This is a genomic window from Variovorax sp. RKNM96, from assembly GCF_017161115.1.
Taxonomy (GTDB): domain Bacteria; phylum Pseudomonadota; class Gammaproteobacteria; order Burkholderiales; family Burkholderiaceae_C; genus Variovorax.
On record NZ_CP046508.1, the window covers coordinates 195,001 to 216,489 of the forward strand.

General features: G+C 64.4%; 14 protein-coding genes and 2 rRNA genes (1 of these 16 only partly in view). 12 read left to right on the forward strand and 4 right to left on the reverse strand.

What is annotated here, in order from left to right:
- Nucleotides 1-2,295 (forward strand): 23S ribosomal RNA (locus GNX71_RS00990); it begins 579 nt to the left of the window's first position.
- Nucleotides 2,296-2,440: 145 nt separating this feature from the next.
- A 5S ribosomal RNA gene (gene rrf / locus GNX71_RS00995) occupies nt 2,441-2,553 on the forward strand.
- 173 nt (nt 2,554-2,726) lie between these two features.
- Here rrf and GNX71_RS01000 read toward each other — a convergent pair.
- The 3 genes from GNX71_RS01000 to GNX71_RS01010 form a co-directional block, all read right to left on the reverse strand.
- On the reverse strand, nt 2,727-4,592 hold the full coding sequence (locus GNX71_RS01000; RefSeq protein ID WP_206176600.1) for a phosphoenolpyruvate carboxykinase (GTP): 1,866 nt from the start codon (nt 4,590-4,592) through the stop codon (nt 2,727-2,729).
- A gap of 146 nt (nt 4,593-4,738) precedes the next feature.
- Nucleotides 4,739-4,891 (reverse strand): hypothetical protein, encoded by a 153-nt coding sequence (locus GNX71_RS01005; protein WP_172672136.1) that lies wholly within the window; start codon nt 4,889-4,891, stop codon nt 4,739-4,741.
- A 92-nt stretch (nt 4,892-4,983) separates the two neighbouring features.
- Nucleotides 4,984-6,183 (reverse strand): threonine ammonia-lyase, encoded by a 1,200-nt coding sequence (locus GNX71_RS01010; protein ID WP_206176601.1) that lies wholly within the window; start codon nt 6,181-6,183, stop codon nt 4,984-4,986.
- A gap of 116 nt (nt 6,184-6,299) precedes the next feature.
- Here GNX71_RS01010 and GNX71_RS01015 point away from each other — a divergent pair, with 116 nt between their 5' ends.
- The 3 genes from GNX71_RS01015 to GNX71_RS01025 all read left to right on the forward strand — a co-directional run bounded on the left by GNX71_RS01015 (nt 6,300) and on the right by GNX71_RS01025 (nt 11,666).
- Complete coding sequence (locus GNX71_RS01015) at nt 6,300-8,624, forward strand: ATP-binding protein (protein WP_206176602.1); 2,325 nt, start codon at nt 6,300-6,302, stop codon at nt 8,622-8,624.
- A 49-nt stretch (nt 8,625-8,673) separates the two neighbouring features.
- Nucleotides 8,674-10,299 carry a S41 family peptidase gene (locus GNX71_RS01020; RefSeq protein ID WP_206176603.1) on the forward strand — a complete coding sequence of 542 codons (1,626 nt, stop codon included), beginning with the start codon at nt 8,674-8,676 and terminating at the stop codon, nt 10,297-10,299.
- 185 nt (nt 10,300-10,484) lie between these two features.
- A complete protein-coding gene (locus GNX71_RS01025) occupies nt 10,485-11,666 on the forward strand; it encodes a nucleoside hydrolase (RefSeq protein ID WP_206176604.1) in 1,182 nt (393 codons plus the stop codon).
- 18 nt (nt 11,667-11,684) lie between these two features.
- Here GNX71_RS01025 and recQ read toward each other — a convergent pair whose 3' ends face one another.
- Nucleotides 11,685-13,580 carry a DNA helicase RecQ gene (recQ, locus tag GNX71_RS01030; RefSeq protein ID WP_206176605.1) on the reverse strand — a complete coding sequence of 632 codons (1,896 nt, stop codon included), beginning with the start codon at nt 13,578-13,580 and terminating at the stop codon, nt 11,685-11,687.
- A 299-nt stretch (nt 13,581-13,879) separates the two neighbouring features.
- On the opposite strand from recQ, the gene GNX71_RS01035 reads away from it, so the two are divergent.
- From GNX71_RS01035 to GNX71_RS01065, 7 genes are all read left to right on the forward strand, one after another.
- Nucleotides 13,880-14,851, forward strand: coding sequence for an ABC transporter substrate-binding protein (locus GNX71_RS01035; protein ID WP_206176606.1), 972 nt, complete (start codon nt 13,880-13,882; stop codon nt 14,849-14,851).
- A complete protein-coding gene (locus GNX71_RS01040) occupies nt 14,832-15,713 on the forward strand; it encodes an ABC transporter permease (protein ID WP_206176607.1) in 882 nt (293 codons plus the stop codon). The genes GNX71_RS01035 and GNX71_RS01040 overlap by 20 nt, the downstream gene beginning before the upstream one ends.
- Entirely contained in the window at nt 15,698-16,492 is a 795-nt protein-coding gene (locus GNX71_RS01045) for an ABC transporter ATP-binding protein (RefSeq protein WP_093441183.1), read from the forward strand. Before GNX71_RS01040 ends, GNX71_RS01045 begins: the two co-directional genes overlap by 16 nt.
- Nucleotides 16,493-16,499: 7 nt before the next feature.
- Complete coding sequence (gene hutC, locus GNX71_RS01050) at nt 16,500-17,237, forward strand: histidine utilization repressor (protein WP_206176608.1); 738 nt, start codon at nt 16,500-16,502, stop codon at nt 17,235-17,237.
- Nucleotides 17,238-17,302: 65 nt separating this feature from the next.
- Nucleotides 17,303-18,862, forward strand: coding sequence for a histidine ammonia-lyase (gene hutH / locus GNX71_RS01055; RefSeq protein ID WP_206176609.1), 1,560 nt, complete (start codon nt 17,303-17,305; stop codon nt 18,860-18,862).
- Nucleotides 18,863-18,887: 25 nt separating this feature from the next.
- Nucleotides 18,888-20,615: a urocanate hydratase gene (gene hutU, locus GNX71_RS01060; protein WP_206176610.1), complete on the forward strand. Its 1,728-nt coding sequence runs from the start codon at nt 18,888-18,890 to the stop codon at nt 20,613-20,615.
- Nucleotides 20,615-21,460 carry a phytanoyl-CoA dioxygenase family protein gene (locus tag GNX71_RS01065; RefSeq protein ID WP_206176611.1) on the forward strand — a complete coding sequence of 282 codons (846 nt, stop codon included), beginning with the start codon at nt 20,615-20,617 and terminating at the stop codon, nt 21,458-21,460. Before hutU ends, GNX71_RS01065 begins: the two co-directional genes overlap by 1 nt.
- The last annotated feature ends 29 nt before the right edge of the window (nt 21,461-21,489 follow it).

Genomic DNA, 21,489 nt, shown 5'->3' on the forward strand with positions numbered 1-21,489 from the left:
TACATTCAGTGGCAAGGTTAACCGAATAGGGAAGCCGTAGAGAAATCGAGTCCGAATAGGGCGATCAGTCGCTGGGTGTAGACCCGAAACCAAGTGATCTATCCATGGCCAGGATGAAGGTGCCGTAACAGGTACTGGAGGTCCGAACCGACTAGTGTTGCAAAACTAGCGGATGAGCTGTGGATAGGGGTGAAAGGCTAAACAAACTTGGAAATAGCTGGTTCTCTCCGAAAACTATTTAGGTAGTGCCTCAAGTATTACCATCGGGGGTAGAGCACTGTTTTGGCTAGGGGGTCATGGCGACTTACCAAACCAAGGCAAACTCCGAATACCGATGAGTACAGCTTGGGAGACAGAGCACCGGGTGCTAACGTCCGGACTCAAGAGGGAAACAACCCAGACCGCCAGCTAAGGTCCCTAAAATTGGCTAAGTGGGAAACGAAGTGGGAAGGCTAAAACAGTCAGGATGTTGGCTTAGAAGCAGCCATCATTTAAAGAAAGCGTAATAGCTCACTGATCGAGTCGTCCTGCGCGGAAGATGTAACGGGGCTAAGCCAGTTACCGAAGCTGCGGATTTGCAATTTATTGCAAGTGGTAGGAGAGCGTTCTGTAAGCCTGTGAAGGTGCGTTGTAAAGCGTGCTGGAGGTATCAGAAGTGCGAATGCTGACATGAGTAGCGTTAAAGGGGGTGAAAAGCCCCCTCGCCGTAAGCGCAAGGTTTTCTACGCAACGTTCATCGGCGTAGAGTGAGTCGGCCCCTAAGGCGAGGCAGAGATGCGTAGCTGATGGGAAACAGGTCAATATTCCTGTACCGTTATATAGTGCGATGTGGGGACGGATCTTAATAGGTCATCCAGTTATTGGATTATTCTGGTTTAGTTGGATGTAGGCGTGCATTAGGCAAATCCGGTGCACATATACCGAGGCCAACGATCGAGCGGACTTGTCCGTGAAGTGACTGAACGAGGTTCCAGGAAAAGCCACTAAGCTTCAGCTATATACGACCGTACCGCAAACCGACACTGGTGCGCGAGATGAGTATTCTAAGGCGCTTGAGAGAACTCAGGAGAAGGAACTCGGCAAATTGACACCGTAACTTCGGAAGAAGGTGTGCCCTATTAGTGTGTAGTGAACAACGAAGCATGAATGGGTTGCAAAAAATCGGTGGCTGCGACTGTTTATTAAAAACACAGCACTCTGCAAACACGAAAGTGGACGTATAGGGTGTGACGCCTGCCCGGTGCTGGAAGATTAAATGATGGGGTGCAAGCTCTTGATTGAAGTCCCAGTAAACGGCGGCCGTAACTATAACGGTCCTAAGGTAGCGAAATTCCTTGTCGGGTAAGTTCCGACCTGCACGAATGGCGTAACGATGGCCACACTGTCTCCTCCTGAGACTCAGCGAAGTTGAAATGTTTGTGATGATGCAATCTCCCCGCGGAAAGACGGAAAGACCCCATGAACCTTTACTGTAGCTTTGTATTGGACTTTGAACAGATCTGTGTAGGATAGGTGGGAGGCTTTGAAGCAGGGTCGCTAGATCTTGTGGAGCCAACGTTGAAATACCACCCTGGTGTGTTTGAGGTTCTAACCTAGGTCCATTATCTGGATCGGGGACAGTGCATGGTAGGCAGTTTGACTGGGGCGGTCTCCTCCCAAAGCGTAACGGAGGAGTTCGAAGGTACGCTAGTTACGGTCGGACATCGTGACGATAGTGCAATGGCATAAGCGTGCTTAACTGCGAGACTGACAAGTCGAGCAGATGCGAAAGCAGGACATAGTGATCCGGTGGTTCTGTATGGAAGGGCCATCGCTCAACGGATAAAAGGTACTCTGGGGATAACAGGCTGATACCGCCCAAGAGTTCATATCGACGGCGGTGTTTGGCACCTCGATGTCGGCTCATCTCATCCTGGGGCTGTAGCCGGTCCCAAGGGTATGGCTGTTCGCCATTTAAAGAGGTACGTGAGCTGGGTTTAAAACGTCGTGAGACAGTTTGGTCCCTATCTTCCGTGGGCGCTGCAGATTTGAGGAAGCCTGCTCCTAGTACGAGAGGACCGGAGTGGACACACCTCTGGTGTATCGGTTGTCACGCCAGTGGCATTGCCGAGTAGCTAAGTGTGGAAGAGATAACCGCTGAAAGCATCTAAGCGGGAAACTCGTTTCAAGATGAGATCTGCCGGGGCCTTGAGCCCCCTAAAGAGTCGTTCAAGACCAGGACGTTGATAGGTCAGGTGTGGAAGCGCAGTAATGCGTTAAGCTAACTGATACTAATTGCTCGTGCGGCTTGACCCTATAACTTTGATCATCATGATCAAGGTGTTATGCCAAGTTGACGCATTCAAAATACATTCAAGCAAGCGCAAGACAATTGCGCGCTGATTCCAAACTCTATGAATTCGTTTGATTGATCATGTGATCAACCAGACTACCCTTTATGCCTGATGACCATAGCGAGTTGGTACCACTCCTTCCCATCCCGAACAGGACAGTGAAACGACTCAGCGCCGATGATAGTGCGGGTTCCCGTGTGAAAGTAGGTCATCGTCAGGCTCTTACAGCCCAGAAAACCCCAGTCAGCAATGACTGGGGTTTTTTGCATTGGGCGAGCACTTTTAATCACAGCCTCAAATTGCCGATTAATTGGCGAGCGATCAAAGCAAATAACCAATAAAAAAGCCCGGTGGATCACTCCACCGGGCTTTGCCATTTAAAACCGCTGAAGATCAGGCGGCCAAGCGTTGCTCGATCGCTGCCTTGGTCTCCGGCAATTCCTTCGGTAAGTGATGCGACAGTTGCTGGAACAGCTCCGCATGCAGCTTCAGTTCCGCCTGCCAGGCCGCCTTGTCGATGCTCGTCACTGTGGCGAACTGCTCCGCACTGAATTCCAGCCCCGTCCAATTGAGATCTTCATACCGCGGGCTCACACCGGTGATGTGCTCGACGCCTTCGGTCTTCTTGCCTTCGACGCGATCGATCATCCACTTCAGCACGCGCATGTTCTCGCCATAGCCAGGCCAGACGAACTTGCCGTCAGCACCCTTGCGGAACCAGTTGGTCGTGTAGATCTTCGGCAGCTTGGCGCCCGAGGCCTCCAGCTTCTTGCCGACGTTGAGCCAATGCTGGAAGTAGTCGGCCATGTTGTAGCCGGCGAACGGCAGCATCGCGAACGGGTCACGGCGCACCACGCCTTGCTGGCCGCCAGCGGCGGCGGTGGTTTCAGAACCCATCGTCGCGGCCATGTAGACACCCTCGACCCAGTTGCGCGCCTCGGTCACCAGCGGTACCGTCGTCGAGCGGCGGCCGCCGAAGATGAAGGCGTCGATCGCCACGCCCTTGGGATCGTCCCAGGCGTCGTCCAGCGCCGGATTGTTGGTCGCGGCCACGGTGAAGCGCGAGTTCGGGTGCGCTGCCTTCGCGCCGGTTTCCTTGGCGATCTGCGGCGTCCAGTCCTTGCCCTGCCAGTCGGTCAGGTGCGCGGGCAGGGTCTTGGTGTCCTGCTCCATGCCTTCCCACCAGACGTCGCCGTCGTCGGTCAGCGCGACGTTCGTGAAGATCACGTCGTTGTTCAGGCTGTCCATGCAGTTCGGATTGGTCAGCATGTTGGTGCCAGGCGCCACGCCGAAGTAACCCGCTTCGGGGTTGATCGCGTACAGGCGGCCGTCCTTGCCAGGCTTGATCCAGGCGATGTCGTCGCCGATGGTCGTGACCTTCCAGCCTTCGAAGCCGGCCGGCGGCACCAGCATCGAGAAATTCGTCTTGCCGCAGGCGCTCGGGAAGGCGGCGGCCACGTGGTACTTCTTGCCTTCGGGATTCGTCACGCCCAGGATGAGCATGTGCTCGGCCAGCCAGCCTTCGTCGCGGCCCATGTTCGAGGCGATGCGCAGCGCAAAGCACTTCTTGCCCAGCAGCGCGTTGCCGCCGTAGCCCGAGCCGTAGCTCCAGATCTCGCGCGTCTCGGGGTAGTGAACGATGTACTTGGTCTTGTTGCAGGGCCAGGAGACGTCCTTCTGCCCGGCTTCGAGCGGCGCGCCCACGGTGTGCACGCAGGGCACGAACTCGCCGTCGGCACCCAGCACCTCGTACACCGCCTTGCCCATGCGGGTCATGATGCGCATGTTGACCGCCACATAAGGGCTGTCGGAGAGTTCGATGCCGATGTGTGCGATCGGCGAGCCCAGCGGGCCCATGCTGAACGGCACCACGTACATCGTGCGGCCCTTCATGCAGCCGTCGAAGAGGGGCTGCAGCGTTGCACGCATCTCGGCGGGCGCCATCCAGTTGTTGGTCGGGCCGGCGCTGTCTTTCTCGTTGGAGCAGATGAAGGTGCGGTCCTCGACGCGCGCGACGTCGGTCGGGTCGGACACCGCGAGGAACGAGTTGGGGCGCTTGGCGGGGTTGAGCTTCTTGAAGGTGCCCGCGTCGACCAGCTGCTGGCAGAGGCGGTCGTACTCTTCCTTGCTGCCGTCACACCAATAGATGGACTCGGGTTTGCACAGCGCGGCCATGTCGGCCACCCAGGCAATCAGTTTCGCGTTCTTGACGTATGAGGGCGCCTGAATGGTGAGGCCCTTCATCGTGGGTGCGTTCATCGGAAATCTCCTAAGTTGAAAAATCGTCTTTCCGAACGGGACGCCGAGCCTGCATGGGCACGGAGGTCCGTTTGAGAAAACGTTTCGCTCAGGGAGATTGCGCCGCCGCGGGCCGCACTGCCCGCGGACGACAACCCAACAGGCTGTCAGGCCAGGTAGACAGCGATGGATGCCAGGAGAAGCATCAGCACGCCGCCAGCCAGCGGGAGCACGATGGGCATCAGGTGAACGACCGATTCGACGGCGTCATGTTCGGCGGCTGCGGCGTGGCCGGGCTCGACGGGAGTGGGGTTGGACATCGGGAAGTACCTCGAATACTCAAATGACAAAACTGGCGGCATTTTACCGGCGGGGCCCTGCGGAGCGGTCTAGGGGGTTGCGAGCCCCTCTCTCAATGTTGCTCCTCGGCTTCGAAACCGGCGTCCTTCAGGGCCGTCAACACGCTGGCCAGGTGGGCCCGGCCGCGGGTCTGCAGGACCAGCTCGATATCGACGTTCTGGGCCGCCAGCATGGTGAACGCGCGCTGGTGATGAACCTCGTCGACGTTAGCGCCCGCTTCGGCCACGGTGGCTGTGATCTCTGCCAGTGAACCCGGCACGTCGCGCGCACTCACCCGCACCCGCGCGAGCCGCCCGGCCCTGACCATGCCGCGTTCGATGATGGCCGCGAGCAGCAGCGGATCGATGTTGCCGCCCGAGAGCACCAGCCCCACGCGCTTGCCCTTGAAGCGCTCCGGATGCCGGATCAGCGCCGCAAGACCTGCGGCACCCGCACCTTCCACAAGGGTCTTTTCGATCTCGAGCAGCATCAGCACGCCTTGCTCGATGTCGCCCTCATCGACCAGCACCAGGTCGTCGACCTTGCTCGCGATGATCTCCTGCGTCAGCACACCGGGCGTGCCCACCGCGATGCCTTCGGCGATGGTGCTCTTGCCCTGCACATGGTGCGTGCCCTTGATGGCGTTGACCATGCCGGGGAAGCGTGTCGTCTGCACGCCGACGATCTCGATGCCGGGCTTGCGATCGCGCGCCGCGACCGCCATGCCGGCGATCAGCCCGCCGCCGCCGACCGCCACGACCAGCGTGTCGAGGTCGGGCACCGCATCGAGCATCTCGAGTGCCACCGTGCCCTGGCCGGCAATGATGGCTTCGTCGTCGTAGGGATGCACGAAGGTCAGCCCCTCGCGTTCGGCAAGCTCCAGCGCATGCGCACGCGCTGCGTCGAGCGTGTCGCCGTGCAGCACCACCTCGGCGCCGAAGCCGCGGGTGCGCTCGATCTTCACGCCGGGCGTGAAGCGCGGCATCACGATCAGCGCGCGCAGGCCAAGCCGCTGCGCGTGATAGGCCACACCCTGCGCATGGTTGCCGGCCGACATGGCGATCACGCCGCGCGTGCCGGCTTCCGAAAGATCGACCAGCTTGTTGCACGCACCCCGTTCCTTGAACGAGGATGTGAACTGCAGGTTCTCGAATTTCAGGAACACCTGCGCGCCGACGATTTCGGAGAGCGTGCGTGATTCGACACAGGGCGTATTGAGCACCTGCCCCTGGAGGCGCACCGCGGCGCGCTGGATTTCTTCGATTCCGACCATGGCGCGCATTGTGGCTGGAATCGCCAGATCAGGGTTTTTACCCTTTCGGCGTCTTCCCGAAGCCAAAAGTCTGCGTTATGGTCTCTCCACGAAATTCCTCAATTGGAGGTTGCCTGATGGTCAAGCGTGCGGGTGTCGATGTAGTGGCTGCTGCGGTACGCGGGCAGGCATTGCCTTCGCCTGGCCTCAAGGAAGCGCCGGTGCTCGAGCTCATGTGCTCGCACTTCGTGCTCACGCTCGCCGCCAAGCAGGGGCCGCGCTTCAATGTGCGGCGCGATATCAACGGATTGCTCTCGCTCACCGGGCGCCATCTCGTGTGGCCCGCTGCGGTATTGCAGCGATTGCGCGAGTTCCTCGGACGTCGCTGCGCGGGCAACGAAGCGTGGAAGGGCGTCGAGAATTTCGATGGTCGCACGCTGCTCGAACGCCATGGCGTGTGGCGCGGTCCGTATGAAGAAGGCACGCTCTTCTTCTACCTCGACGAATACGCGAAGGACCAGCCCAAGGACCTGCTCTCGGTGCTCGCCGTCACGCGCGACTGGCTCACGCATGCATTGCGCAAGCAATCGACGCTGGTCGAGAAGAACATCGACGCACTCGCGGGCCTCTTGCAACTCAACAAGGCCGAGCGCGCGCTGCTGCTCTACGGCACGCTCGCGCGCTACCAGCGCGACCTGCGTTCGCTGCTGGTCGAGTTCAAGGTCAACAACGCGCCCGAGGCCTATGCCGCGATCGCCGATATCGCCGGCGTGAATGCGAGCGAAGTCGGTGAAGCATTGCGCGCGGGCTCGCGGCTCGAACGCATCGGCCTCGTCGAGAACCTGATCTCCGAACACAACATCACCGATCTCGCCGACCTCATGAAGGTCAGTGAAAAGCTGCCGCCGGTGTTGATGCGCGAGTACCGCGACCAGAACGAGCTGATGGCGGTGTTCACGCGGCCCTCGGCCAAGAGCTCGCTCACGCCGCACGATTTCTCCTTCGTGGAAGAAGATGCGCAGATGCTCGTCACGTTGCTGCGTGCCGCCGTCGCGCGCAAGGAGCCCGGCGTCAACGTGCTGCTCTACGGCCCGCCCGGCACCGGCAAGACCGAGCTTGCCAAAGTGGTCGCGCAGGCCGCGGGCCTGGAGCTCTTCGAAGTCGAATATGCCGATCGCGACGGCAATTCATTGAGCGGCCGCGATCGCTACCGCTCGCTGCAGATCGCACAGGTGTTTCTCAAGGGCAGCGCACAGGCCGCACTGTTGTTCGACGAGGTCGAAGACGTGTTCCCGCCGATCAGCACCGAGGCCGCGCAGTTCATGGCGCGTGCCGAGCAGATCCCGGCGCCCACCAGCGGCAGCGTGAGCGGCAAGGCGTGGGTCAACCAGATCCTCGAGGCCAATCCCGTGCCGACGCTGTGGGTCACCAACCGCATCGAGCAGATCGACCCGGCGTTCCGTCGTCGCTTCGCCTACCACCTCGAACTGAAGTCGCCGCCGCCCGGCGCGCGCGAGCAGCTCGTGAAGAAGACGCTCGAAGGCGTCGTGGTGTCAGAGGCCTTCACCGCCAAGCTCGCCGAGCGCAAGGGCCTCACGCCCGCGCAGATCCGCACCGCGGTACGCTTCGCCGGGCTCGCGAAAACCGACGATGCCTCGATGGAAGGTCTCATCGAGCGGCAGCTGCGCAACGCCGATCTCGCGCTGGGCACGCTCGACACCGGCCGCGGCGAGCGCCGCAACGTCACCACCTACGACCTCGACATGCTCAACGTCGAGACCCGCTTCGAGATCCCGCGCATCGTGGAGGCGCTCAAGGCGCGCGGCCACGGCACGCTGTGCTTCTACGGCGCGCCGGGCACCGGCAAGACCGCGCTGGCCGAGCACATCGCTCGCGCCGTGGGCCGGCCGCTGATCATCAAGCAGGCCAGCGACCTCATGAGCAAGTACGTCGGCGAGACGGAGCAGAACATGGCCGCCATGTTCAAGGAAGCCGAGGCCGAGAAGGCCGTGCTGCTGCTCGACGAGGCCGACTCCTTCCTGCAGGACCGGCGCGGCGCGCAGCGCACCTACGAGGTCACCGAGGTCAACGAGATGCTGCAGGGCATGGAGCGCTTCAACGGCGTGTTCGTCTGCACCACCAACCTGCTCGACCGGCTCGACCAGGCGGCGCTTCGGCGCTTCACTTTCAAGATCAAGTTCAATCCGCTCACGGCCGTGCAGCGCGAGCGCATGTTCGTGACCGAGGCGCTGGCAGGCGACGCGGCGCTGATGACAGGCGAAGTGAAAACGCGGCTCGCGCAATTGGCACAACTGTGCCCGGGGGATTTCGCGGCGGTGAAACGCCAGACGGATATCCTCGCGGTCGAGTTCTCGGCGGCGGAGTTTCTCGACCAGCTCGAGGCCGAGCATCGCATCAAGCCCGAGGTCCGCGAATCGCGCGGCATGGGCTTCGTCCAGTAAAGATCAACAAGCGGGCGTGTCCGCCGTCGTGGGCACGAGGAGGAAATCCATGGGCTTTCGCAATACAGATCTGCGGCAGTTGCCGCGTCCCGGTGCATGGGCGGCCGCGGCGGTACTGGCCGTGGCGGGCCTGCTGGCGGGTTGCGGGGGAGGAGGAGGTGGTGGTGGTGGTGGTGGCTTTCCGATCGGCGGGCTGCCACCTGGCGGCAATCCGCCCACCAATGGAGGCGGTGGCCTTGTTCCATCCTCGGAGGTCGCTGGCCAGTGTGCCGCGCCGCGCCGCGGCATCAACCCCGAAACCGGGACCGCTTACCCCGACACCGCCGGCACGGTCGACAACGAGAAGAGCTGGGTCCGAAGCTGGATCGACGAAACCTACCTTTGGTACAACGAAGTGCCGACCAACCTGGTGGCGGCCGACTATGCGACGCCTGTCGCGTTCTTCAACGTGCTCAAGACGCCGGCCACCACGTCACCCTCGGGCCGGGCCAAGGACCGCTTCCATTACATCTACGACACCGAGGCGTACCGCCAGCTGTCGAATGCCGGCGTCTCGCCGAGCTACGGGATCGAGTTCGCGTTCGCACGCAACTCCCGTCCGAACCGCGACCTGCGCGTGGCCTTCGTCGAGCCGCATTCCAGCTCGCCCGCCGCAGCCCAGGGCATCGCGCGCGGTGCGAGGATTCTCGAGATCGACGGCGTCGACGTGCTCAACGGCACCAACACGGCGGTCCTCAACCGCGGCATCTCGCCGCAGGCGGCCGGCGAAACGCACACCTTCAAGTTGCAGGAAGGCAGCGCGACGCGAACCATCGACCTCACAGCGGCCCTGGTGACGCGCACGCCGGTGCAGAACGTCAAGACCATCGGCGATGCGGGCAACCGCGTCGGCTACCTGCTGTTCAACGACCACATCACCACCTCCGAGGCACAGCTCATCGCGGCGGTGAACAAGCTCAAGGAGAACGGCGGCATCCAGGACCTGGTGCTCGACATGCGCTACAACGGCGGCGGCCAGCTCAGCATCGCGAGCCAGCTGGCCTACATGGTGGCCGGGCCCAGCCAGACGGCCGGAAAGACCTTCGAGCTGCTGAGCTTCAACGACAAGAACCCGTTCCATCGAACGCTGGTGGACAACTTCACGCCGTTCATCACCACCACCAGCCGCACCAAGCAGCCGCTGCCCACGCTCGGCCTCTCGCGCGTCACGGTGCTCACCAGTCCCGACACCTGTTCGGCCAGCGAGTCGGTGATCAACAGCCTGCGCGGCATCGGCGTCACGGTCAATCTCGTGGGCGGCACGACCTGCGGCAAGCCTTACGGCTTTCTTCCGCAGGACAACTGCGGCACCACCTACTTCGCGATCCAGTTCAAAGGCGTGAACCAGGCGGGTTTCGGCGACTACGGCGACGGCTTCGCGCCAAACGCCAACTGCACCGTGGCAGACGACTTCGGCCATCAGCTCGGCGACCCCGCCGAGGCGCGGCTCGCCGCGGCGCTCGCGCTGCGCAGCTCCGGTTCGTGCCCGGTGCCGGCGGCGTCGGCCAAGGCCGTGCCGGGCATCGGCCTGGACAAGGCCGGGGTCGTGCCTGAGGAAGAACAGCAGCCCGCCCTCCTCAACCGCTCGCCGCTGCGCGAGAACCGCCTGATCGATCCCCTGCCCAACGCGGGCTGACAGACATCGACGAGCGCCCGGGCCGTTTCGCGGGCCCCGCGGAAAACCCCTAGCCACAGCACTTGCCATGCGCGTGCTTCGCCATTTAGAGTTTGGCAAACGTTTGCGCAAAGGTTTGCGCAAACGTTTGTATTTCAGTTCCCTCGACTGAAAACCAAACACTTAGGAGAAGCAGGATGCGGAACATGCGCAAATGGTTGGGGACGGTGCTCGCCCTCGTGGTCGTGGCCGTGGTGGCGGGCTGCGGCGGAGGCGGCGACGGCAATGGCGGCATCGGGCTGGGCCCCGGCTTCGGCGCTCAGCCGCCGGCCGCGCAGAAGATCATCATCGACAGCGACTACAACACCATGAGCGACGACGGCCAGCTCGGCGTCATGGCCGCGCAGCTGCAGGCGCAGGGCAAGGTCCAGGTCATGGGCATCAGCGTGGTCTCGGGCAACCAGTGGTTGAAGCAAGGCGTGGCCGACGCGCTGATGTCGGTCGAGCGCCTCGGCGTAGGCGACCGCATCGGCGTGTACGTGGGCGAGAACTACGCGCTCAACCACACCTTTGCCGACGTCGAGGCCGAAATGGCCGCCGGTGCGGGCGGCGACGGCTACCTGGGCGCCTGGAGCGGCCCCGAGCCCAAGACCGACGCGGACCTGAAGCCCTCGCCCGATGGCTTTGCGACCCACACGCTGGTGCAGCGCAAGAGCGCGGTCGACTTCATCATCGACACGGTGAAGGCCAACCCGAACGAGATCACCATCCTGGCCATCGGCCCGCTCACCAACATTGCGCTCGCGGTGAAGAAGAGCCCCGACATCGTGCCGCTGATCAAGAAGATCATCTACATGGGCGGCGCCATCGACGTGCCCGGCAACACCACCAAGGCCGCCGAGTTCAACTGGTGGTTCGATCCCGATGCCGCGCAGTTCGTGGTGCGCCTGCCGATCCCGCAGGTGATCGTGCCGCTGGACGTGACCGACACCGTGTTCCTCACCAAGCCGATCTACGACCGCATCGCCCACCCGGCCAAGCCGACCGCGGTGACCGAAGTGTTCCGCAAGCTCAACGGCTACGGTTTCAGCGGCACGAACGGCTTCGAGAACAACCCCGACTACACGCAGAACATCTGGGACACCCTCACGCTGGCCTACCTGATCGATCCGACCTACGCGACCAAGACGGTGGAGCGCTATGTCGACGTGGTGGCCAAGCCGGGCGCCGCCGACAACGGCCGCTCCATCGGCTACGCCTTGCAGCCGGAAGGCCCAACGCTGCAGAAGATGACGGTGGTGCAGCGCTTCGACAATGCGCGCTTCTTCGAGCTCTTCGTCGACCTGCTGACGCGGCCCGTGCCGATCACGCTGCCGGCGACGAACTGACGCTGCGTGCCTGCCCGGCTAGAAGGCCGAGCAGACGCGCAGCACCTCGGCACCATAAGCCTCGAGCTTCTTGGTGCCGATGCCGCTGATGCCCTGCAGGTCCTCGAGCGTCGCCGGTGCGCGCTCGGCGATCGACGCCAGCGTGGCGTCGTGGAAGATCACATAGGCCGGCAGGTTGTGTTCCTTGGCCACCTCGGCACGCCAGGCCTTGAGCGCGTCGAAGCGCTTCTTGCCGGTGTCGTCGAGCTTGGCGGCCGCCGGCGAGGGCGCGCCCTTGGCGACCTTCTCGCGGCGGGGCTTGCGCTCCGCCGGTGACGAGATGGATTCCCGCAGCGTCACGTTCGCCTCGCCCTTGAGCACCGCACGCGATCCCTCGGTGAGCTTCAGTGTGTTGAAGGCCTCCGCATCGACCGCCAGTGCGCCCGTGGCGATCAGCTGGCGCAGCACGCCGCGCAGCTGCACTTCGCTGAACTCCGCGCCCAGCCCGAAGGTGCTGATGCGCTCATGCCCGAACTGCTTGACCTTCTCGGTCTCCTTGCCGCGCAGGATGTCCATGATGTGCCCCGCGCCGAAGCTGATGCCGCTCAGCTGCTGCACGCGGTAGATGGTGCTCAGCAGCTTGCGCGCGGCATCGGTGCCGTCCCACACCTGCGGCGGGTTCAGGCAGTTGTCGCAGTTGCCGCAGGGCGTGCTCTTCTCGCCGAAGTAGCCGAGGAGCCGCACGCGCCGGCAGTCGCTCGCCTCGGCCAGCGAGAGCAGGGCGTCGAGCTTGCCGCGCATCACCTGCTTGAACTCTTCGCCGGCCGGGCTTTCGTCGATCATGCGGCGCTGGTTCACCACGTCGTTCAGGCCGTAGGTCATCCAGGCATCGGCGGGGGCGCCGTCGCGGCCGGCGCGACCGGTTTCCTGGTAGTAGCCCTCGATGTTCTTGGGCATGTCCAGGTGGCCGACGAAGCGCACGTCGGGCTTGTCGATGCCCATGCCGAAGGCGATGGTCGCGACCATCACGATGCCTTCCTCGCGAAGGAAACGGTCCTGGTGCTTCTGGCGCACCGCGGCGTCGAGCCCCGCGTGGTACGGCAGGGCGTTGATGCCGGCGCCCTGCAGCGTCGTCGCGAGGTCTTCCACGCGCTTGCGCGACTGGCAATAGACCACGCCCGCATCGCCCTCGTGCTCGCGCTCGATGAAGCGCAGGAGCTGCGTGGTCGCGTCTTTTTTCTCGACGATGGTGTAGCGGATGTTCGGCCGGTCGAAGCTGGAGACGAACTGGCGCGCTTCTTCCAGCTGCAGCCGCTCGACGATGTCCGCGCGCGTGAGCGCATCGGCCGTGGCGGTGAGCGCGATGCGCGGCACGCCCGCGTAGCGCTCGTGCAGCACGGTGAGCGCGCGGTATTCGGGACGGAAGTCGTGGCCCCACTGGCTCACGCAATGCGCCTCGTCGATCGCGAACAGCGAGAGCTTGCCGCGCTCCTTGAGCGAATCGAGCTGCGACAGGAAGCGCGGCGTGTTCACCCGCTCGGGCGCCGCGTAGAGCAGCGTGATCTCGCCGCGCAGCATGCGGCGCTCCACGTCCTGCGTCTGTTCCCAGTCGAGCGTCGAATTGAGGAACGCCGCATTCACCCCCGCCTCGTGCAGCGCGCCGACCTGGTCGTGCATCAGCGCGATCAGCGGCGACACCACCACCGCCACGCCGCGCCCCGCGCGCTGCCGGGCGATGGCCGGGATCTGATAGCACAGCGACTTGCCGCCGCCCGTGGGCATCAGCACCAGCGCGTCGCCGCCGCCCACCACGTGATCGACGATGTCCTGCTGGGCGCCGCGGAACTGCGAATAGCCGAAGACTTCGTGGAGGATTTCGGCCGGCGAGGTGCTGCTGCCGGGGGCGTCGAGGGGGTGGGGTGCGAGGGAGGACACGGGCTGCGGAGGCGGACGTCGGGAGGGATGAAAGGGAACGAACGGGGCGGGCGGTCGATTGTCCCCCAGCCACTCGGTTATGACTGTGGCACGAGCTTTGCAATAGTGACCCCCGTCCCGCCGCCCTTCTTGTCTAGACAGCAATCTGGTGCATCTTCCTGAAGAAATGCACCGAAAAAGCCCTCTCGGGTTATCCTGTATATACAAGTTGGGGCGCTTGGCAACAATGCGAGGCGTGCGCGGCCCAGACCCTGGGCGCACCGCCGAGCCATTTCTAGAAAACGGAACCAGGAGTACCCATGGTCAAGACGACGGTAGTTGTGAAAGTCGCTTCGCTGCTGGCAGCAGGTGCATGTGCAGCGGGCATGGCCGGAACGGCCGCCGCCCAGGACACCAAGATCTCGCTCGGCATGTCCGGCTGGACCGGCTTCGCGCCGCTCTCGCTGGCCGACAAGGCGGGCATCTTCAAGAAGAACGGCCTGGACGTCGAACTCAAGATGATTCCGCAGAAGGACCGCCACCTGGCCCTGGCCTCCGGCGCGATCCAGTGCGCTGCCACCACCGTGGAAACGCACGTGGCATGGAACGCCAACGGCGTGCCGATCGTGCAGATCTTCCAGATGGACAAGTCCTACGGCGCCGACGGCATCGCGGTGCGCAACGACGTCAAGACCTTCGCCGACCTGAAGGGCAAGTCCATCGGCGTGAGCGCCCCCGGCACCGCACCGTATTTCGGCCTGGCCTGGATGCTCAGCAAGAACGGCATGAGCCTGAAGGACGTGAAGGTCGTCTCGCTCGAGCCGCAGCCCGCCGCGCAAGCATTCGTGGCCGGCCAGAACGACGCCGCCATGACCTACGAGCCGTACCTCTCGACCGTGCGCGCCAACCCGGCCGCCGGCAAGATCCTGGCCACCACGCTCGACTACCCGATGGTGATGGACACCGTCGGCTGCGCGCCCACCTGGCTCAAGGCCAATGCCAAGGCGGCCGCCGCGCTCACCAAGTCGTACTTCGATGCGCTGGACATGATCAAGGCCGACCCGGCCAAGGCCAACGAACTCATGGGCTCGGCGGTCAAGCAGAGCGGCGAGCAGTTCGCCAAGTCGTCGGCCTACCTGCGCTGGCAGGACAAGGCCGCCAACCAGAAGTTCTTCGCGGGCGAGCTCACCACCTTCATGAAGGAAGCCGCGGCGATCCTCCTGGAAGCCGGCGTGATCCGCAAGGCGCCTGAAGACTACGCAGTCACCTTCGATGCAAGCTACGTCAAGTAAGGCGCTGCCGCAGCAGGTGCCGCCCCGCGCGGCATCGGCGGGCGCCGTTTCACCCCAACCCGCGGTGGTGCCCGTGCGCCGCCGCGCGTTCGCGCCGCTGGAACCCATCGGCGCCCGTGCACGCGTGCTGCTGGGGCTCGGCTTCTTCGTCGTCTTCGTGCTCGTGTGGTCGCTCGCCACGCTCGGCGGCTTCGTGTCGCCGACCTTCCTCGCGAGCCCGCCGACCATGGTCAAGGAAGGCTGGCTGCTCTTCGCCGAGTACGGCTTCATCGGCGACATCGGCATGACCGTGTGGCGCGTGTTCGGCGGCTTCCTGCTGGCGGCCGTGTTCGCGGTGCCGCTGGGCATCGCGATGGGCACGTGGAAGACGGTCGAAGCCTTCTTCGAGCCCTTCGTCTCGTTCTGCCGCTACCTGCCGGCCTCGGCCTTCATTCCGCTGCTCATTCTCTGGGCGGGCCTGGGCGAAATGCAGAAGCTGCTGGTGATCTTCATCGGCTCGTTCTTCCAGATCGTGCTGATGGTGGCTGTCACCGTGGGCGGCGCGCGGCGCGACCTCGTCGAGGCTGCCTACACGCTGGGCGCGAACAGCCGCGGCATCGTGGCGCGCGTGCTCATTCCGGGTGCCGCGCCGGGCATCGCCGAAACGCTGCGCCTCGTGCTCGGCTGGGCGTGGACCTATGTGATCGTGGCGGAGCTGATCGGCTCGTCCTCGGGCATCGGCCACATGATCACCGACAGCCAGGCGCTCCTGAACACCGGGCAGATCATCTTCGGGATCATCGTGATCGGCGTCATCGGCCTTCTGTCCGACTTCGCTTTCAAGGCGCTGAACCGCCGTCTCTTTGCATGGGCCGCACTGTGAAGAACCAGCTTTCCATTCAAGGCGTCTCGCGCGTCTTCACCGGCACCAAGGGCCAGAGCACGCAGGCGCTCCTGCCCATCGACTTCGAGGTGAAGGAGAACGACTTCGTCACCATCCTCGGCCCTTCGGGCTGCGGCAAGTCGACGCTGCTGCGCATCGTGGCGGGGCTCGACTTCCCGACCACCGGCCAGGTGATGCTCGACGGCGAGCGCATCGAAGGCCCGGGTGCCGACCGCGGCGTGGTGTTCCAGAGCTACACGCTCTTTCCGTGGCTCACCGTGGCGCAGAACATCCGCTTCGGCCTGCGCGAACGCGGCATGAGCGAGGCCGACCAGAAGGAGCGCAGCGAGTTCTTCATCGCCAAGGTGGGGCTGCGCGGCTTCGAGCATCACTTTCCCAAGCAGCTCTCGGGCGGCATGCAGCAGCGCACCGCGATTGCGCGCGCGCTCGCCAACGACCCCAAGATGCTGTTGCTCGACGAGCCCTTCGGCGCGCTGGACAATCAGACGCGCGTGCTGATGCAGGAGCTCTTGCTCGGCATCTGGGAATCGGCGCAGAAGACGGTGCTCTTCGTCACGCACGACATCGACGAAGCGATCTTCATGGCCAACCGCGTGGCGGTGTTCAGCGCGCGGCCGGGGCGCATCAAGACCGAGATCGCGGTGGACTTTCCGCATCCGCGCAGCTACACGATCAAGACCTCGCCCGAGTTCATGGACATCAAGGCGCGCCTGACCGAAGAAATCCGCGCCGAGTCCATGGCCGCCGCGGAGCACTGAAAGCACGATGAAACGCGACCTGCCGACCCTCGCGCTTTACGCGCAAGTCAAGGATCACATCTCCCGCAAGATCCAGGACGGCACCTGGCCGCCCGGCCACCGCCTGCCTTCGGAGCACGAGCTGGTCGCGCAGTTCGGCATGGCGCGCATGACGGTCAACCGCGCGCTGCGCGAACTGGTGGAGCAGGGCCGCATCGTGCGCGTGGCCGGCGTCGGCAGCTTCGTGGCCGAGAACAAGCCGCAATCGACGCTGCTGCAGATCGCCAACATCGCGAGCGAGATCCGCCAGCGCGGCCACGACTACCGCTGCGAGATGCTCGCGGTCGAGCGCATCGCCGCCTCGCCCGACGTGGCCGCATGGCTCGACCTGCGCGCGGGCGACTCAGTGTTCCACAGCGCCTGCCTGCACCTGGAGAACGACACGCCGGTGCAGCTCGAAGAGCGCTACGTCAACCCGCAGGTGGTGCCCGAGTACCTTGAGCAGGACTTCACCGCGATGCCGCCCAGCGAATACCTGGTGCGCAACGTGCCCTTCGACCAGATCGAACACGTCGTCGATGCCGTGCTGCCCAACGCCGAACAGGCCGAGCGGCTCGCCATGGAAGTGACGGACCCCTGCCTCCTGCTCACGCGCCGCACCTGGACGCGCAACACGCCCGTGACCTGGGTGCGCTGCCTGCATCCCGCGTCGCGCTACAGCCTGGGCAGTCGCTTTCGAGCCGACGGCAACCCGAGCTTCGGCTAGCTTTTTTTTTCTTGTCGCACAGACCGATCGTTATCTCTCGCAACCACTTGTATAGACAGGTTCACATGCCAAGCAACAACACCGCTTCATCCAATGCCACCCTGACCCTCACGCCCGGCAAGGTCGACCTTGCGATGCTGCGACGCATCCAGGCCGGCGGCGTGCGGCTCGCGCTCGATCCGTCGGTGCTCGACGGCATGACGAAGGCCGAGGCGGCGGTGCGCCACATCGTCGAGAACGACCAGGTGGTCTACGGCATCAACACCGGCTTCGGCAAGCTCGCGAGCACGCGCATCGGCAACGACCACCTGGCCGAGCTGCAGCGCAACCTGGTGCTCTCGCACAGCGTGGGCACGGGCGAGCCGCTGGCCGCGCCGGTGGTGCGCATGATCCTCGCGACCAAGGCGGTGAGCCTGGCGCGCGGGCACTCGGGCGTGCGGCCCGCGCTGGTCGATGCGCTGCTGGCGCTGTTCAATGCGGGCGTCACGCCGAGCATTCCTTGCAAGGGCTCGGTGGGTGCATCGGGCGACCTCGCGCCGCTCGCGCACATGGCCTGTGTGCTGATCGGTGAAGGCGAAGCGACGCTGGCCGATGGCAAGAAGGTCAGCGGCGCTGAAGCGATGCGCAGTATCGGCCTCGAACCTTTCGTGCTCGGACCGAAGGAAGGGCTCGCGCTGCTCAACGGCACGCAGGTGTCGACGGCGCTGGCACTCGCCGGCCTGTTCGGCGCGGAAGACGTGTTCGCTGCCGCATTGATGTCGGGCGCGTTGTCGCTCGAAGCGATCCAGGGCTCGATCAAGCCCTTCGACGCACGCATCCACGCCGCACGCGGCCAGCCCGGCCAGATGGCAGTCGCCGGCGCCGTGCGCACGCTGCTCGAAGGCAGCGAGATCGTCCCTTCGCACGCCGACTGCGGCCGCGTGCAGGACCCGTACTCGGTGCGCTGCATCCCGCAGGTGATGGGCGCCTGCCTCGACAACCTCGCGCACGCGTCGCGCGTGCTGGTCATCGAAGCCAACGCCGCATCGGACAACCCGCTGGTGTTCTGCGACACGGGCGAAGTGATCTCCGGTGGCAACTTCCACGCCGAGCCGGTCGCGTTCGCTGCGGACATCATCGCGCTCGCGGTGAGCGAAGTCGGCGCGATCGCCGAGCGCCGCATCGCGCTGCTGCTCGACACCGGCCTTTCGGGCCTGCCGCCGTTCCTAGTGCGCGATGGGGGCCTCAACTCCGGATTCATGATCGCGCAGGTCACGGCCGCGGCGCTTGCGTCCGAGAACAAGTCGCTCGCGCATCCCGCCAGCGTCGACAGCCTGCCGACCTCGGCCAACCAGGAAGATCACGTCTCGATGGCCACCTTTGCGGCGCGCCGGCTCGGCGACATGGTCAACAACACTGCGGTGGTGGTCGGCATCGAAGCCATGGCCGCCGCCCAAGGCATCGAGCTCAAGCGCAAGCTCAAGAGCTCACCGCTGGTCGAAGCTGAATTCGCCCGCATCCGCCAGAACGTCGCCTTCCTCGAACGCGACCGCTACCTCGCTCCCGACATCGAAGCCATGCGCCAGTGGGCGCTCAAGGCCGAGCTGCCGGCCGCGCTGCTGAACATCCTGCCCAGTCACTCGTAAACACACTCGATAGGAGAACCACGCCATGAACGCTCCCGACAAATTCGCCCTGAACAACCCCGACGCCACCGATCCGCGCCATGACCCGACGCGCGTGATCCGCGCCCCGCGCGGCAGCACGCTCAACTGCAAGAGCTGGCTCACCGAAGCGCCGTTCCGCATGCTGCAGAACAACCTCGACGCCGAGGTGGCCGAGCGCCCGCAGGATCTCGTGGTCTATGGCGGCATCGGCCGCGCCGCGCGCAACTGGGCCTGCTACGACCAGATCCTCGCGTCGCTGAAGGAACTGAACGACGACGAGACGCTGCTCATCCAGTCGGGCAAGCCGGTCGGCGTGTTCAAGACGCACGAGAACGCACCGCGCGTGCTGCTGGCCAACTCGAACCTCGTGCCGAAGTGGGCCAACTGGGAACACTTCAACGAGCTCGACCGCCAGGGCCTCTTCATGTACGGCCAAATGACTGCTGGCAGCTGGATCTACATCGGCAGCCAGGGCATCGTGCAAGGCACCTTCGAGACCTTTGTCGAAGCCGGCCGCCAGCACTACAACAACAGCCTCGCGGGCAAGTGGATCCTGACGGCGGGCCTCGGCGGCATGGGCGGTGCGCAACCGCTCGCGGCCACGCTGGCCGGCGCCGTGTCGCTCAACATCGAGTGCCAGCAGTCGAGCATCGATTTCCGCCTGCGCACGCGCTATGTCGACAAGCAGGCGCGCGACATCGACCATGCGTTCGAACTCATCAAGCAGCACTGCGACGCGAAGGAAGCCGTGTCGATCGCGCTGCTCGGCAACGCGGCGGACATCCTCCCCGAGCTGGTGAAGCGCGCGAAGGCCGGTGGCCTGAAGCCCGACCTCGTGACCGACCAGACCTCGGCGCACGACCTCATCAACGGCTACCTGCCCTCGGGCTGGAGCGTGCCGCAGTGGCAGGCCGCGATGAAGGATGCCTCGCAGCACGACGCACTCAAGAACGCGGCAGCAAAGTCTTGCGCCGTGCACGTGCAGGCCATGCTCGACTTCCAGGCCATGGGCATCCCCACGGTCGACTACGGCAACAACATCCGCCAGGTCGCGTTCGACGAGGGCGTGAAGAACGCCTTCGACTTCCCCGGCTTCGTGCCCGCCTACATCCGCCCGCTGTTCTGCGAAGGCAAGGGCCCGTTCCGCTGGGTGGCGCTGTCGGGCGACCCCGAAGACATCTACAAGACCGACGCCAAGATCAAGGAGCTGTTCCCCGAGAACACCCACACCCACCGCTGGCTCGACATGGCGCGCGAGCGCATCGCCTTCCAGGGCCTGCCCGCGCGCATCTGCTGGCTGGGCCTGGGCGAGCGCCACATCGCCGGCCTGGCCTTCAACGAGATGGTGAAGAACGGCGAACTCAAGGCGCCCATCGTCATCGGCCGCGACCACCTGGACACCGGCTCGGTCGCGAGCCCGAACCGTGAGACCGAAGCCATGAAGGACGGCACCGATGCCGTCTCCGACTGGCCGCTGCTCAACGCGCTGCTCAACACCGCGGGCGGCGCCACCTGGGTCAGCCTGCACCACGGCGGCGGCGTGGGCATGGGCTACTCGCAGCACTCGGGCGTGGTGATCGTGTGCGATGGCACCGATGCGGCCGCCAAGCGCATCGAGCGCGTGCTCTTCAACGACCCGGCCACCGGCGTGATGCGCCACGCGGATGCGGGCTACGACATCGCCGTGGCCACCGCGAAGAAGCAGGGCCTCAAGCTGCCGATGGTGAAGTGATGGTGCGGGTTCCTGACGCTCAGGAACTGCAACGCCGCGTGCAGGCGCGCGTAGACGACGACCTGGTCGCGCAGTTCCAGCGCGACGGCGCCGTCTGCATCCGCCAGCTGCTCACGGCCGGCGAGCTGGCCCTGCTGCGAGACGGCATCGAAGCCAACCTCGCGGCGCCCAGCCCGCGCGCCAAGGTGGCGAGCCGGCCCGACGATCCGGGCCGCTTCTTCGAGGACTTCTGCAACTGGCAGGAGATCGACGCCTTCCGCCGCTTCATCTTCGAGGCGCCGCTCGCACAGCTTGCCCAGCGCCTCATGGGCTCGCAGACCGTGCGGCTGTACCACGACCACCTGCTCGTGAAGGAGCCCGGCACGCGCCAGCGCACGCCCTGGCACCAGGACCAGCCTTACTACAACATCGAAGGCCAGCAGAACATCAGCATGTGGATTCCGGTCGATCCGGTGTCGCGCGCGGCCACGCTCGAATTCGTGGCCGGCTCGCACAAGGGGCCGTGGCTGATGCCGCGCACCTTCATGGACAACCACGCCAAGTGGTTCCCCGAAGGCAGCCTCGAAGACCTGCCCGACATCGAGGGCGCGCGCGAGCGCTTTCCCATCGTGGGCTGGAACATCGAGCCCGGCGATTTCGTCTGCTTCCACATGCTCACGCTGCATGCGGCCGCCGGGGTCGAGGGGCCGAACCGGCGCCGCGTGTTCTCGGTGCGCTTCCTGGGCGACGACATCCGCCATGCGCCGCGCAGCTGGAAGACCTCGCCGGACTTTCCCGGCCTGGCCGAGACGTTGCCGGCCGGCGCGCCGATGGACGACGAGCGCTTTCCGCTGCTGGTGGGCTGAACGAAGGTAAGACGAAGGTAGGAAGAAAA

What these genes read in the sequence shown, in the direction of transcription:
- GNX71_RS01000 (WP_206176600.1), bottom strand. Translation starts at nt 4,592, where the DNA reads ATGAACGCACCCACGATGAAGGGCCTCACCATTCAGGCGCCCTCATAC.
- GNX71_RS01005 (WP_172672136.1), bottom strand. Translation starts at nt 4,891, where the DNA reads ATGTCCAACCCCACTCCCGTCGAGCCCGGCCACGCCGCAGCCGCCGAA.
- GNX71_RS01010 (WP_206176601.1), bottom strand. Translation starts at nt 6,183, where the DNA reads ATGGTCGGAATCGAAGAAATCCAGCGCGCCGCGGTGCGCCTCCAGGGG.
- GNX71_RS01015 (WP_206176602.1), top strand. Translation starts at nt 6,300, where the DNA reads ATGGTCAAGCGTGCGGGTGTCGATGTAGTGGCTGCTGCGGTACGCGGG.
- GNX71_RS01020 (WP_206176603.1), top strand. Translation starts at nt 8,674, where the DNA reads ATGGGCTTTCGCAATACAGATCTGCGGCAGTTGCCGCGTCCCGGTGCA.
- GNX71_RS01025 (WP_206176604.1), top strand. Translation starts at nt 10,485, where the DNA reads ATGCGCAAATGGTTGGGGACGGTGCTCGCCCTCGTGGTCGTGGCCGTG.
- GNX71_RS01035 (WP_206176606.1), top strand. Translation starts at nt 13,880, where the DNA reads ATGGTCAAGACGACGGTAGTTGTGAAAGTCGCTTCGCTGCTGGCAGCA.
- GNX71_RS01040 (WP_206176607.1), top strand. Translation starts at nt 14,832, where the DNA reads ATGCAAGCTACGTCAAGTAAGGCGCTGCCGCAGCAGGTGCCGCCCCGC.
- GNX71_RS01045 (WP_093441183.1), top strand. Translation starts at nt 15,698, where the DNA reads ATGGGCCGCACTGTGAAGAACCAGCTTTCCATTCAAGGCGTCTCGCGC.
- hutC (WP_206176608.1), top strand. Translation starts at nt 16,500, where the DNA reads ATGAAACGCGACCTGCCGACCCTCGCGCTTTACGCGCAAGTCAAGGAT.
- hutH (WP_206176609.1), top strand. Translation starts at nt 17,303, where the DNA reads ATGCCAAGCAACAACACCGCTTCATCCAATGCCACCCTGACCCTCACG.
- hutU (WP_206176610.1), top strand. Translation starts at nt 18,888, where the DNA reads ATGAACGCTCCCGACAAATTCGCCCTGAACAACCCCGACGCCACCGAT.
- GNX71_RS01065 (WP_206176611.1), top strand. Translation starts at nt 20,615, where the DNA reads ATGGTGCGGGTTCCTGACGCTCAGGAACTGCAACGCCGCGTGCAGGCG.